A 12,791-nucleotide genomic window follows, 5' to 3' on the forward strand; every position below is an offset into this window, starting at 1 on the left:
ACATGCTTGAGCTTCATTTTACCCAGACGCTGGGAAACCATACCCTGACGCTTAGCGAGACGCTGCCTGCAAGCGGCATCACCGCCATCTTTGGCGTGTCCGGGGCGGGGAAAACGTCGCTGATCAATGCGATAAGCGGCCTGACCCGCCCGCAGTCAGGACGGATTGTATTGAACAACCGCGTCTTAAACGACGTGGAAAACAAGGTGTATCTGTCGCCAGATAAACGCCGTATTGGCTATGTTTTCCAGGATGCGCGCTTATTCCCGCACTACAGCGTGCGCGGCAACCTGCGCTACGGCATGGCGAAAAGCATGGCTTCGCAGTTTGAGAAGCTGGTAACGCTTTTAGGTATCGAACCTCTGCTCGACAGACTGCCTTCCTCGCTTTCCGGCGGAGAAAAACAGCGTGTGGCGATCGGCCGCGCGCTGCTCACCGCGCCGGAGCTGCTGTTGCTCGACGAACCGCTGGCCTCGCTGGATATTCCGCGTAAACGTGAGCTCCTGCCCTATTTGCAGCGCCTGACGCGTGAAATTAACGTTCCAATGCTCTACGTCAGCCATTCGCTGGATGAGATCCTGCATCTGGCCGATAACGTGCTGGTGCTGGAAGCGGGCAGCGTTAAGGCCTTCGGCAAGCTGGAAGAGGTATGGGGCAGCAGCGTGATGCATCCCTGGCTGCCAAAAGAGCAGCAGAGCAGCATTCTGAAAGTGAGCGTTCTGGAACATCATCCGCATTACGCAATGACCGCGCTGGCGCTGGGCGATCAGCATCTGTGGGTTAACCGGATCGATAAACCGCTGCAGTCAGCCCTGCGGATCCGCATTCAGGCGTCGGATGTCTCGCTGGTGTTACAGCCCCCGCTGCAGACCAGTATCCGAAATATTCTCCGCGCCAAAGTGGCGGAGTGTTTTGATGATAACGGTCAGGTGGAAGTGAAGCTTGAGGTGGGTAGCAGAACGCTCTGGGCGCGCATCAGCCCGTGGGCCAGGGATGAGTTAGGGATCAAACCCGGCCTGTGGCTTTACGCGCAAATCAAGAGCGTCTCTATCACCACCTGATTACAGCAGATGGGTATAAATGTACTGCGCGATGCTGTCGGTGGTGTTATCCCCAATCACCACGTTGGCGCGCGCCTTCACGGCATCATCGGCGTTGCCCATTGCCACGCCCGTACCGGCGGCCTCCAGCATGCTGATGTCGTTGTAGTTATCGCCAAAGGCAATGACATCCTGCATCGACCCGCCCTGTGACGCCACGTACTGCGTCAGACGCTTGCCTTTGCTGTTGCCTTTGCGGGCAATATCGACCTGGTCGTGCCAGGACCATTCGCACTGCAGACCCAGCGTCTCCTCGACGTGCTTCGCGAACGCATTCAGTTTGGTGGTGTCTTCATCCGTCAGGGCGAATTTCCAGATAGCCTCAACGTCCTGGGCTGCCTGACGCAGTGAGGAAACCTGGGTAAAGACCGGACGCTGCGCTTCGGGCAGGGACAGCGCCCAGTTGCTGGTGCGCACCACGTGGCCGGTTGGGCGCTCGTAGACCATCGCATTGTCCACATACATCAGGCCGTGAACGTCATGCTCATCCAAAAGATCAATCAATTGCAGCGCCTGAGGAACCGGCAGCGGGTCGGATTCCAAAACCTTTTTTGCCTGATAATCATACAAATAAGTGCCATTACAGCAAATTGCAGGTGTATCTAGCGCCAGTGCCTGATAAAAAGGGTGAATGGCAACGTGATGTCGACCCGTTACGATAAGGAGTTGATATCCCGCTTCCTGCGCGCGCTTAAGCGCGTCCAGGGAAGAGGGGAGAAGGGTTTTTTGCGGCGTCAGTAAGGTACCGTCTAAATCCAGAGCAATCACACGCGAGGTCATCTGTTTTCCCGGGTTAATATTGAATTTACGTTTTGATGGGATGGTACACCGAGAGGCGAATGCTTCAAAATTCCTGTCGACAATTCAGCATTCACCGTCAAAAGTTAATTACTTTCATGCGCAGTGAGGAGTGAATATTCATGAAACAAACCGTTTATACCGCCAGTCCTGAAAGCCAGCAGATCCACGTCTGGCGTTTAAATACCGAAGGGACACTCACGCTGGTTCAGGTTGTTGATGTGCCAGGCCAGGTGCAGCCGATGGTTATCAGCCCGGATAAACGTTTCTTGTACGTGGGTGTGCGCCCGGAGTTTCGCGTGCTGGCCTATCGCATTTCTCCGGACGACGGCGCGCTGACGTACACTGCCGAAGCGCCATTGCCGGGCAGCCCAACCCACATTTCTACAGATCGTAAAGGCAACTTTGTCTTCAGCGGCTCGTATAACGCGGGCTGCGTCAGCGTAACGCGTCTGGAAGACGGCATTCCTGTCGAAACCGTGGATGTGGTGGAAGGGCTGGAAGGCTGCCACTCGGCGAATATCACGCCGGATAACCGCACGCTGTGGGTGCCTGCGCTGAAGCAGGATCGTATCTGCCTGTTCACCCTGAGCGACGATGGCCACCTGGCGGCGCAGACTCCTGCTGAAGTCACTACCGTTGAAGGCGCGGGCCCGCGTCATATGGTCTTCCACCCGAACCAGCAGTACGCCTACGTGGTCAATGAACTGAACAGCTCGGTGGACGTATGGGAACTGAAAGATCCTAACGGCCAGATTGAATGCGTGCAGACGCTGGATATGATGCCGTCTGACTTCTCCGACACGCGCTGGGCGGCTGATATTCACATTACGCCGGATGGCCGTCATCTGTACGCCTGTGACCGTACCTCCAGCCTGATTACCGTCTTCAGCGTCTCCGAGGACGGCAGCGTGCTGGCCATTGAGGGCTTCCAGCTAACGGAAACCCAGCCGCGCGGCTTTAACATCGATCACAGCGGTAAATACCTGATTGCGGCAGGGCAGAAATCCCACCACATCGCGCTGTACGAAATCAAAGGCGAGCAGGGCCTGCTGGAAGAGAAAGGGCGCTACGCCGTCGGCCAGGGGCCGATGTGGGTGGTGGTTAACGCTCACTAAGCGGCTTAAAGCAAAAAACCTCGCACATGCGAGGTTTTTTTATCTCTGTAGGCCGGGTAAGGCGAAGCCGCCACCCGGCAAAAAAACAGATTACTGCTTAGGCTCAGCAACCACTTTGCTACCCAGACCGCGGTTGTTGTATTCCCACATGCGGTTGAAGCTAGCGTCGTTCAGGTTGCGCTGCACGTTCCCTTTATCATCCACCGCGCCGGTATTGCCGGAGAACGGACGTTTAGAGATTGCGGCATCAGCCCACGGCTTCGCCATGTTGAAGCCTTCGTTAATCACGCTGTCGCGGATCACGACCTGACCGTTGGTTGCAGAGTCCACATCCAGGGAGCGGCCCAGCTGCGCCACGCCGTCACCGGCAGCGTTAAAGCGGCTGTTCACGGCCAGGAAACCGTAGAAGAGGTTAGACTGGGTTGCTGGCGCAAACACATAGCCTTCCTGCTGGGTCCGTGAGTTCACCACGCGGAAATCGGTATTATCAAACACCACCGCGCCGCGACCGGACACCAGATCCACGTCACCTTCAACGTAGCTGTTGGTCACCAGCGTACGGGTCAGACGGTTATTCTGCAGGGTGTTCTGCACGCCGCTGTTGGTCACGAAGAAGGTGTTCTGGCGGCCCAGAATGTTCACGTTGTTGATCTGAACCTGGTCGCCATCGCTGCGCAGCGCAACGGCCTGGTGGTTGCCGGCATCAACGCTGTCACCCAGGGTATTCTGAATGGTCAGGTTCTGCAGCTGCAGACCGTTATTCTGAGACCAGAATACCGCGGAACACATCACGCCAATGGTGGCGGAACGCTTGCTCTGGCAGTTATCAAACATATACCACGCCGGTTTGCCGGGCATATATTTACCGGCCGGGTTCACCAGGCGACGCCAGGTGTTGCTGTCGATTTCAGAGTCAATCGCCAGGCCAATTTTTACGTCGATCGCTTTTTCGCCCAGACCGTACAGCGTAATGCTGCCCGGTGCCGCCGGAACATACACGGTGCCTTCATATTCGCCAGGCAGGATCGCGATGTACTGACGAGACGCGCTGTGTTTAGTAATCGCAGCATCAACCGCGGCCTGAATAGAGGTATGCGTTACGCCCTGCGCACCTGCCGGGCCAACGACGAAGTCAGGCTGTTTAGGCAGGTTAATAGAAGACGGCGTCCACGGCGCAGCGTTTGGATCCATCGCCGAGAAGTAGTGGGCACGGTCGAAGTTCTTCGCTTCATCAGCGGACAACACCGGGCGGGAGGCAGTACCCGGTGCGACCTGCTCAGAAGGTCGCTGATCCGGTGGGGTTGAACTGCATGCGGATAAGGTCACGCCAAAGGCGAGTGCTAACGCCAGACGGGAAATCCTGGAAATATTCAAGGTGAAGCTCCTGGGTATGCAAGTCTTAAACGGGATAGACGAAATAGCCTGCTTTTTTATACTAAGTTGAGCGAAACGGGAAGATAAAAAGGGTAAAAGTTGCATTTTTAGCCCTGGAGCGGCAGGTAAGTGATCACAAATAAATAACAATTTCCACAAAGTCGGTTGACAGCAGACAGCAGATGAAAATAAATGTCTATACAACCCATGACAAGTGGAATGCCCCATGCAGCAGCTTCATCCCGACGATGTAATATGGCGAAACGCGCGACTGGCGACAATGGCTCCGGATGTCCGTGCGCCTTATGGACTAAAAGAGCAACACGCCCTTGTCGTGCGCGGCCACACCATTGTTGCCGTGATCCCTGAATCTGATATTCCTGGCGGGCACCGTCACTGCGTCGATCTTCAGGGGCGTCTGGTGACGCCGGGCCTGATTGACTGCCATACCCACCTGTTATTCGGCGGCGATCGCGCGGCGGAGTGGGAGCAGCGTCTGAACGGCGTCTCTTATCAAACCATCAGCGCGCAGGGGGGCGGGATTAACGCTACCGTGACGGCGACGCGCAGCAGCGCTCCAGAAACCCTGCTTAAACTGGCGCAGCAGCGGCTGCAGCGGCTGATGAATGAAGGCGTCACTACGGTTGAGATCAAGTCCGGATACGGGCTAAACGCCGACGCCGAAGAGAAGATGCTGCAGGTCGCACGCCAGCTGAGCCTCAATAACCCGATCGATATCAGCCCAACGCTGCTGGCTGCGCACGCGGTGCCGGCGGAATACCGACAGGATCCGGATGCGTATCTCACGCTGGTCTGCGAGCAGATTATGCCCGCACTGTGGCAAAAAGAGCTGTTTGAAGCGGTGGACGTGTTTTGTGAAAACGTCGGCTTTACGCCGTCGCAAACCGAGCGCCTCTTCCAGGCGGCGACTGCGCTCGGCATTCCGGTGAAAGGTCATGTGGAGCAGCTTTCAAATCTGGGCGGAGCGGCGCTGGTCAGCCGATATCACGGGCTGTCGGCCGATCATATCGAATACCTCGATGACGCAGGCGTTCAGGCGATGGCGCAAAGCGGGACGGTGGCGGTACTGCTACCCGGTGCGTTCTATTTTCTTCAGGAGCGCCAGCGTCCGCCGGTGGAACTGCTCAGAAAACAGGGCGTGCCGATGGCCGTTGCCACCGACTATAACCCGGGCACCAGCCCGTTTGCGAGCCTGCACCTGGCGATGAACATGGCCTGCGTCCAGTTTGGCCTGACGCCTGAAGAGGCCTGGGCTGGCGTCACGCGCCATGCCGCGCAGGCGCTGGGCCGTGGCGCAACCCACGGGCAGCTGCGGGCAGGGTTTGTCGCTGATTTCATCGTCTGGGATGCACACCATCCGGTGGAGATGGTCTACGAGCCGGGACGCAATCCGCTGTATCAACGTATTTTCCGTGGGGAGGCAGTATGAAGCTATGGCGGCCCGTCGCCGAAACGGTCTGGCAGGGGCGCGACGACAGCGCCGAGGCCAGCAGCGCAAAGCGTATTTTTCAGACGATACGACAGCAGGCGCAGTTTGCTCCTCGGCCATCCGGCATTGCGCTGATGGGCTTTGAGTGTGATGAAGGGGTCAAGCGCAATCAGGGCAGGCCCGGCGCCGTGCAGGCACCGGATATGCTGCGAAAAGCGCTGGCAAATATGGCCAGCCATCAGGGACACGATCGGCTGGCGGATATGGGCTCGGTGTACGTTGAAGGTGACGAGCTGGAAGCGGCGCAGCAGGCGTTAACCGATGCCGTCACGGCCTGCCAGCAGTCCGACATGCGCACGCTGGTCTTTGGCGGCGGGCACGAAACCGCCTGGGCGCACGGCCGGGGCATTCTGGATGCCTTCCCCAACGAGCGCGTGGCGGTGATTAATCTGGATGCACATCTTGACCTGCGCAGGGCTGACCGCGCGACGTCCGGCACCCCGTTTCGCCAGCTGGCAAACTACTGTGAAGCACGCGGTCGGGAATTTCGCTACGCCTGCCTTGGCGTGAGCCGGGCGGCGAACACGCAGGCACTGTGGGATGAGGCTGAACGCCTGAACGTCACGCTGGTGGAAGATCTCCATTTCAGACGCGACGCGTTATCTTCCCTGGAAAAGGTGCTGGCGCAGGCCGATCGCGTCTACCTGACAATCGATCTGGACGTCCTGCCCGCCAGCGAAATGCCCGCCGTTTCCGCACCGGCAGCGTTAGGCATACCGGCCCTGGATCTCCTGCCCATCATCGAACATATCTGTCGAAGCGGTAAGCTACAGGCTGCCGATCTGGTAGAGTTTAACCCGCAGTACGATCGGGACGGACAGGGCGCAAAGCTCGCCGCCCGTCTGGCCTGGCAAATTGCTCACTGGTGGGCATAACACCGTTTAAGGAGTCATGATGTTTTCACGCTCACCGCTGCCGCAGTCGAGCCCTCCTGCACCTTTCTACGAGAAGGTGAAGCAGGCGATAAGCGAAAAAATCGCCACCGGCGTCTGGCGGCCGCACGACCGCATTCCGTCGGAGGCCGACCTGGTGGCGCAGTTTGGCTTTAGCCGGATGACCGTCAACCGGGCGCTGCGCGAACTGACCGACGAAGGCCTTCTGGTGCGTCTGCAGGGCGTCGGGACGTTTGTGGCGGAGCCGAAAGGCCAGTCCGCCCTGTTTGAAATCCGCAGCATTGCGGACGAGATTGCCGCGCGTAACCATCAGCACCGCTGTGAGGTGCTGGTGCTTGAGGAAACCCAGGCCAGCGCCGAGCAGGCCACAGAGCTTAACGTCAAGGAGGGAAGCCGTATCTTCCACTCCGTGATGGTGCATTTCGAAAACGACATTCCGGTACAAATTGAAGATCGCTGCGTTAACGCTGAGCGGATACCGGACTATCTGGACCAGGATTACACCCAAACCACGCCGCACGCGTATCTCTCGCTTGTCGCACCGCTGACGGAAGGGGAGCACATTGTGGAAGCCGTGCGCGCAACGCCGCAGGAGTGCGAACGGCTGCGCATTAAAGAACACGATCCGTGCCTGCTGATCCGCCGTCGCACCTGGTCCTCGTCGCACATCGTGTCGCATGCCCGGCTGCTTTTCCCGGGGAATCGGTACCGGCTACAGGGCCACTTTATGTCATAAGTTTTAAAAGCGTGATAGCTAACGCAATATAACAAAATTGTATCTTTTTTGTTAAATCTGACCTTGTGCGTGCTTGTCTATACAAGTATATCTAAATGCATCACTGTCCCGTATGAGGAGCACACAATGTCGTCAGGTAAATACCGCCAGCAGGATGTCCGCGCCGCGCGCGGCACCACGCTTACCGCCAAAAGCTGGCTCACCGAAGCACCGCTGCGCATGTTGATGAACAACCTTGATCCTGAGGTAGCGGAAAACCCCCACGAGCTGGTGGTCTACGGCGGCATAGGCCGCGCCGCGCGCAACTGGGAATGCTATGACGCAATTGTAAAGTCCCTGACCGAACTCGAACACGACGAAACCCTGCTGGTGCAGTCCGGCAAGCCGGTGGGCGTGTTTAAAACGCACAAGAACGCGCCGCGCGTGCTGATCGCCAACTCTAACCTCGTGCCGCACTGGGCCACCTGGGAACATTTCAACGAACTCGACGCCAAAGGGCTGGCGATGTATGGCCAGATGACCGCGGGCAGCTGGATCTACATCGGCAGCCAGGGGATTGTGCAGGGCACCTACGAAACCTTCGTGGAAGCCGGCCGCCAGCACTATAACGGCTCGCTGAAAGGCCGCTGGGTATTGACCGCGGGTCTCGGCGGCATGGGCGGCGCGCAGCCGCTGGCCGCCACGCTTGCCGGCGCATGTTCGCTGAACATTGAGTGCCAGCAGAGCCGTATTGATTTCCGCCTGCGTACCCGTTACGTCGACGAGCAGGCGACCAGCCTGGACGATGCGCTGGCGCGCATCAAAAAATACACCGCTGAAGGCAGAGCGGTCTCGATTGCCCTGTGCGGCAACGCGGCGGACATTCTTCCTGAACTCGTCGCCCGCGGCGTGCGCCCGGATCTCGTGACCGACCAGACCAGCGCCCATGACCCGCTGCACGGTTACCTGCCAAAAGGCTGGACCTGGGAAGCTTATCAGCAGAAAGCGGAAACCGACCCGGAAGGCACGGTGCTTGCCGCTAAACGTTCCATGGCAGAACACGTCTCCGCCATGCTGGCCTTTAGCCAGATGGGCGTTCCGACCTTTGATTACGGCAACAACATCCGCCAGATGGCAAAAGAGATGGGCGTGAATAACGCCTTCGACTTCCCGGGATTCGTCCCGGCCTATATCCGCCCGCTGTTCTGCCGCGGCATCGGTCCTTTCCGCTGGGTTGCCCTGTCCGGCGATCCGGAAGATATCTACAAGACCGATGCCAAAGTGAAGGAGATCGTCGCGGATGACGAGCATCTTCACCACTGGCTGGACATGGCCCGCGAGCGCATTAACTTCCAGGGCTTACCGGCGCGTATCTGCTGGGTAGGGCTGGAGTGGCGGCAAAAGCTGGGCCTGGCCTTTAACGAAATGGTACGCAGCGGCGAAGTCTCCGCGCCGATTGTTATCGGCCGCGACCATCTGGACTCCGGCTCCGTCGCCAGCCCGAACCGCGAAACGGAAGCCATGCGCGACGGCTCCGATGCGGTCTCCGACTGGCCGCTGCTGAACGCCCTGTTGAATACCGCCAGCGGCGCGACCTGGGTATCGCTGCACCACGGTGGCGGCGTAGGAATGGGCTTCTCCCAGCATTCCGGGATGGTCATTGTTTGTGACGGAACCGATGAAGCCGCCGCGCGTATCGCCCGCGTATTGCACAACGACCCGGCAACCGGCGTGATGCGTCACGCCGATGCCGGCTATGACATTGCGATTGACTGTGCCAAAGAGCAGGGGCTAAACCTGCCGATGATCCCTGCCACACAAGGAAAGCCTGCATGAACGCGTTAACCATTACTCCCGGATCGCTGACCCTCAAACAGCTGCGTAGCGTCTGGCGCAAGCCGGTTACCCTTTCGCTGGATGAAAGCGCCCACGCCGCCATTAACGACAGCGTTGCCTGCGTCGAAGCCATTGTTGCCGAAGGGCGCACGGCCTACGGCATTAACACCGGCTTTGGGCTACTGGCGCAGACCCGCATCGCGACACACGATCTGGAAAATTTACAGCGCTCGCTGGTGCTGTCACACGCGGCGGGCGTCGGCCAGCCGCTGGACGATGAGATTGTCCGTCTGATGATGGTGCTCAAAATCAACAGCCTGGCGCGCGGCTTCTCCGGCATTCGCCTGTGCGTGATCCAGGCGCTGATGGCGCTGGTGAATGCGGAAGTCTATCCGTGGATCCCGGCGAAAGGTTCCGTCGGCGCTTCCGGGGATCTTGCACCGCTGGCGCACATGTCGCTGCTGCTGCTGGGTGAAGGCAAAGCGCGCTGGCAGGGCGAGTGGCTCCCCGCGAAAGAGGCGCTGAAAAAAGCGGGATTAACCCCGATCACGCTGGCGGCGAAAGAGGGGCTGGCGCTGCTTAACGGCACGCAGGCGTCGACCGCCTTCGCGCTGCGCGGCCTGTTTGAAGCTGAAGACCTGTTTGCCTCGGCGGTGGTGTGCGGTGCGCTGACCACCGAAGCCGTGCTGGGCTCGCGTCGACCGTTCGATGCCCGCATCCACGACGTGCGCGGCCAGCGCGGGCAGATTGATGCGGCCAGCATGTACCGCCACGTGCTTACCGACAGCAGTGAAATCGCGGATTCACACCACAACTGTGACAAGGTGCAGGATCCGTATTCCCTGCGCTGCCAGCCGCAGGTGATGGGCGCGTGTCTGACCCAGCTGCGCCAGGCGGCGGAGGTGCTGCTGGTGGAAGCCAACGCGGTGTCCGATAACCCGCTGGTGTTCGCCCAGGAAAACGAGGTGGTCTCCGGCGGTAACTTCCACGCCGAGCCGGTGGCAATGGCGGCGGATAATATCGCGCTGGCGATTGCCGAAGTCGGCGCGTTGTCCGAGCGCCGCATTGCGCTGATGATGGATAAACATATGTCCCAGCTGCCCCCGTTCCTGGTGCGTAACGGCGGGGTTAACTCGGGCTTTATGATTGCCCAGGTGACCGCGGCGGCGCTGGCAAGCGAGAACAAGGCCCTGTCGCACCCGCACAGCGTGGATAGCCTGCCAACCTCTGCCAACCAGGAAGACCATGTCTCTATGGCGCCTGCCGCCGGGCGTCGCCTCTGGGAGATGGCCTCCAACACCCGTGGCGTGCTGGCGGTGGAATGGCTGGCGGCGTGTCAGGGTATCGACCTGCGTGAAGGACTGAAATCCAGCCCGCTGCTCGAGCAGGCGCGTCAGACGTTGCGCGAGCACGTTTCGCATTACGATGATGACCGCTTCTTTGCGCCGGATATTGATAAGGCGATGCAGCTTCTGGAAGAGGGACGGCTGGTGGGGTTGTTACCTTCGGTGCTGTGATTTTTCCCCCTCACCCTAACCCTCTCCTCAAAGGGGCGAGGGGAATTGAACACCCTCTCCCCTTTGGGGAGAGGGCTGGGGTGAGGGGCCATCAGCCCGCACTGTTACGAATACATTGCCGTAATCGACGCGCTCCCGAGCGTATGGAAATGCACGTTAAACCCTACCATTGCGCCGCTCGCGCCTTCGTCCACCTCAATCTTCTCCACATCCAGCGCGTGCACCGTGAAGATATAGCGGTGGGTTTCGCCTTTTGGCGGCGCCGCGCCGCCGTAGCCCGCTTTACCAAAATCGGTGCGCGTCTGAATGGCGCCTTCAGGCAGGGCAACCAGGTCAGAGCCGGAACCCTGCGGCAGGACGCGCGTATCGGCAGGCAGGTTCGCCACGATCCAGTGCCACCAGCCGGAGCCGGTAGGCGCATCCGGGTCATAACAGGTGACGACAAAGCTTTTGGTGCCGGCCGGAACCTCGTCCCACGCCAGGTGCGGGGAGATATTGTCTCCCTGATATCCCATGCCGTTGAATACGTGGCGTTCCGGCAGTATTTCGCCGTCGCGCAGATCTTTACTGATGATTTTCATACGGTTTACCCTCGCTAATCACTCGTACAGGAAGTGTAACGCATAGGGTTAAATCGTGAAATGCGCGGGGTTGTTAACGGCTTCGACGACGGCGGCGGTGAGCTTGCGCAGCTGAGCGGGCGTAATGATATACGGCGGCATCAGGTAGATAAGCTTGCCGAAGGGCCGTACCCACACGCCCTGGTCCACGAAGAAGCGCTGCAGCGCGGCCATATTCACCGGTTGGGTGGTTTCAATCACCCCGATGGCGCCCAGCACACGCACGTCCGCCACGAAACTCGCCCCCGAGGCGGCGCTCAGATCCTCTTTCAGCTGCGATTCAATCGCCGCAACCTGCGTTTGCCACTCGCCGCTCTCCAGGATCGCAAGGCTTTCGCTCGCGACCGCGCAGGCCAGCGGGTTGCCCATAAACGTTGGGCCATGCATGAAGCAGCCCGCTTCGCCGTCGCTGATGGTATCGGCAACGTGTCGGGTCGTCAGCGTGGCGGAGAGCGTCATGGTGCCGCCGGTGAGCGCTTTACCCAGGCACAGAATGTCAGGGGCGATACCCGCATGTTCACAGGCAAACAGCTTGCCGGTGCGGCCAAAGCCGGTGGCGATCTCATCGGCAATCAGCAGAATGCCCTCGCGGTCGCACATCTTGCGAATACGCTTCAGCCATTCCGGGTGGTACATCCGCATTCCGCCTGCGCCCTGCACGATCGGTTCAAGAATGACGGCGGCGATGTCATGACGATGCGCCGCCATCAGCCGCGCGAAGCCGACCATGTCCATCTCGTTCCACTCGCCGTCGAAGCGGCTCTGCGGGGCAGGGGCAAACAGGTTTTCCGGCAGATACCCTTTCCACAGGCTGTGCATGGAGTTGTCCGGATCGCAGACCGACATCGCCCCAAAGGTATCCCCGTGATAGCCGTTGCGGAAGGTGAGGAACCGCTGGCGCGTTTCGCCCAACGCATGCCAGTACTGCAGCGCCATTTTCATCGCCACTTCCACCGCCACGGAGCCGGAATCGGCCAGGAACACGCACTCCAGCGAGTCAGGCGTCATCGCCACCAGCCGACGGCACAAATCCACCGCGGGCTGATGGGTGATTCCGCCAAACATCACGTGCGACATCTGGTCAATCTGCGCCTTCATCGCCGCATTCAGGCGCGGGTGGTTGTACCCGTGAATGGCCGCCCACCAGGAGGACATGCCGTCAACGAGCCGCTCGCCGCTGGCGAGGTGCAGTTCGCAGCCGTGGGCCGAAGCCACCGGATAGACGGGCAGGGGGCGGGTGGTGGAGGTGTAAGGGTGCCAGATATGCTGCTTGTCGAAGGCGAGATCGTCCTGGGTCATAATCGACTTGT

11 protein-coding genes are annotated in these 12,791 nt (G+C 59.5%); 7 read left to right on the forward strand and 4 right to left on the reverse strand.

Translation table 11 applies throughout. From position 1 onward, the window contains the following. Window positions 1-2 precede the first annotated feature (2 nt). Window positions 3-1,061 (forward strand): molybdenum ABC transporter ATP-binding protein ModC, encoded by a 1,059-nt coding sequence (gene modC, locus M2433_RS07140; protein WP_429053356.1) that lies wholly within the window; start codon window positions 3-5, stop codon window positions 1,059-1,061. On the opposite strand, the gene M2433_RS07145 is transcribed toward modC, so the two are convergent. Then, complete coding sequence (locus tag M2433_RS07145; RefSeq protein ID WP_429053355.1) at window positions 1,062-1,880, reverse strand: pyridoxal phosphatase; 819 nt, start codon at window positions 1,878-1,880, stop codon at window positions 1,062-1,064. It abuts the gene before it with no gap. 140 nt (window positions 1,881-2,020) lie between these two features. On the opposite strand from M2433_RS07145, the gene pgl reads away from it, so the two are divergent. Then, on the forward strand, window positions 2,021-3,016 hold the full coding sequence (gene pgl, locus M2433_RS07150; RefSeq protein ID WP_429053354.1) for a 6-phosphogluconolactonase: 996 nt from the start codon (window positions 2,021-2,023) through the stop codon (window positions 3,014-3,016). Window positions 3,017-3,106: 90 nt separating this feature from the next. Here pgl and M2433_RS07155 read toward each other — a convergent pair whose 3' ends face one another. Then, a complete protein-coding gene (locus M2433_RS07155) occupies window positions 3,107-4,390 on the reverse strand; it encodes a putative acyl-CoA thioester hydrolase (protein WP_429053353.1) in 1,284 nt (427 codons plus the stop codon). A gap of 226 nt (window positions 4,391-4,616) precedes the next feature. On the opposite strand from M2433_RS07155, the gene hutI reads away from it, so the two are divergent. From hutI to hutH, 5 genes are all read left to right on the forward strand, one after another. Next, the gene (hutI, locus tag M2433_RS07160) at window positions 4,617-5,840 is read left to right on the forward strand and encodes an imidazolonepropionase (protein ID WP_429053352.1); all 1,224 of its coding nucleotides are present in this window, start codon (window positions 4,617-4,619) and stop codon (window positions 5,838-5,840) included. Beyond that, window positions 5,837-6,775 (forward strand): formimidoylglutamase, encoded by a 939-nt coding sequence (gene hutG / locus M2433_RS07165; RefSeq protein WP_429053351.1) that lies wholly within the window; start codon window positions 5,837-5,839, stop codon window positions 6,773-6,775. The genes hutI and hutG overlap by 4 nt, the downstream gene beginning before the upstream one ends. 19 nt (window positions 6,776-6,794) lie before the next feature. Further along, complete coding sequence (locus M2433_RS07170) at window positions 6,795-7,529, forward strand: histidine utilization repressor (protein WP_047347043.1); 735 nt, start codon at window positions 6,795-6,797, stop codon at window positions 7,527-7,529. Between the two features lie 126 nt (window positions 7,530-7,655). Continuing rightward, window positions 7,656-9,344 carry a urocanate hydratase gene (hutU, locus tag M2433_RS07175; RefSeq protein WP_429053350.1) on the forward strand — a complete coding sequence of 563 codons (1,689 nt, stop codon included), beginning with the start codon at window positions 7,656-7,658 and terminating at the stop codon, window positions 9,342-9,344. Beyond that, the gene (gene hutH / locus M2433_RS07180; protein WP_429053348.1) at window positions 9,341-10,861 is read left to right on the forward strand and encodes a histidine ammonia-lyase; all 1,521 of its coding nucleotides are present in this window, start codon (window positions 9,341-9,343) and stop codon (window positions 10,859-10,861) included. The genes hutU and hutH overlap by 4 nt, the downstream gene beginning before the upstream one ends. 104 nt (window positions 10,862-10,965) lie before the next feature. Here hutH and M2433_RS07185 read toward each other — a convergent pair whose 3' ends face one another. Both M2433_RS07185 and bioA read right to left on the reverse strand, forming a co-directional pair. Continuing rightward, entirely contained in the window at window positions 10,966-11,442 is a 477-nt protein-coding gene (locus tag M2433_RS07185) for a kinase inhibitor (RefSeq protein ID WP_429053347.1), read from the reverse strand. A gap of 48 nt (window positions 11,443-11,490) precedes the next feature. Continuing rightward, window positions 11,491-12,780, reverse strand: a complete 1,290-nt coding sequence (bioA, locus tag M2433_RS07190; protein WP_429053346.1) for an adenosylmethionine--8-amino-7-oxononanoate transaminase — start codon at window positions 12,778-12,780, stop codon at window positions 11,491-11,493. Between the last annotated feature and the right edge of the window lie 11 nt (window positions 12,781-12,791).

The organism is Enterobacter sp. AC1, from assembly GCF_050434705.1.
GTDB lineage: Bacteria > Pseudomonadota > Gammaproteobacteria > Enterobacterales > Enterobacteriaceae > Enterobacter > Enterobacter cloacae_L.

Bases quoted from the DNA above. Each gene is read 5' to 3' on its own strand.
- bioA (WP_429053346.1), bottom strand. From the start codon at position 12,780: ATGACCCAGGACGATCTCGCCTTCGACAAGCAGCATATCTGGCACCCT.
- hutU (WP_429053350.1), top strand. From the start codon at position 7,656: ATGTCGTCAGGTAAATACCGCCAGCAGGATGTCCGCGCCGCGCGCGGC.
- pgl (WP_429053354.1), top strand. From the start codon at position 2,021: ATGAAACAAACCGTTTATACCGCCAGTCCTGAAAGCCAGCAGATCCAC.
- hutI (WP_429053352.1), top strand. From the start codon at position 4,617: ATGCAGCAGCTTCATCCCGACGATGTAATATGGCGAAACGCGCGACTG.
- M2433_RS07170 (WP_047347043.1), top strand. From the start codon at position 6,795: ATGTTTTCACGCTCACCGCTGCCGCAGTCGAGCCCTCCTGCACCTTTC.
- hutH (WP_429053348.1), top strand. From the start codon at position 9,341: ATGAACGCGTTAACCATTACTCCCGGATCGCTGACCCTCAAACAGCTG.
- hutG (WP_429053351.1), top strand. From the start codon at position 5,837: ATGAAGCTATGGCGGCCCGTCGCCGAAACGGTCTGGCAGGGGCGCGAC.
- modC (WP_429053356.1), top strand. From the start codon at position 3: ATGCTTGAGCTTCATTTTACCCAGACGCTGGGAAACCATACCCTGACG.
- M2433_RS07185 (WP_429053347.1), bottom strand. From the start codon at position 11,442: ATGAAAATCATCAGTAAAGATCTGCGCGACGGCGAAATACTGCCGGAA.
- M2433_RS07145 (WP_429053355.1), bottom strand. From the start codon at position 1,880: ATGACCTCGCGTGTGATTGCTCTGGATTTAGACGGTACCTTACTGACG.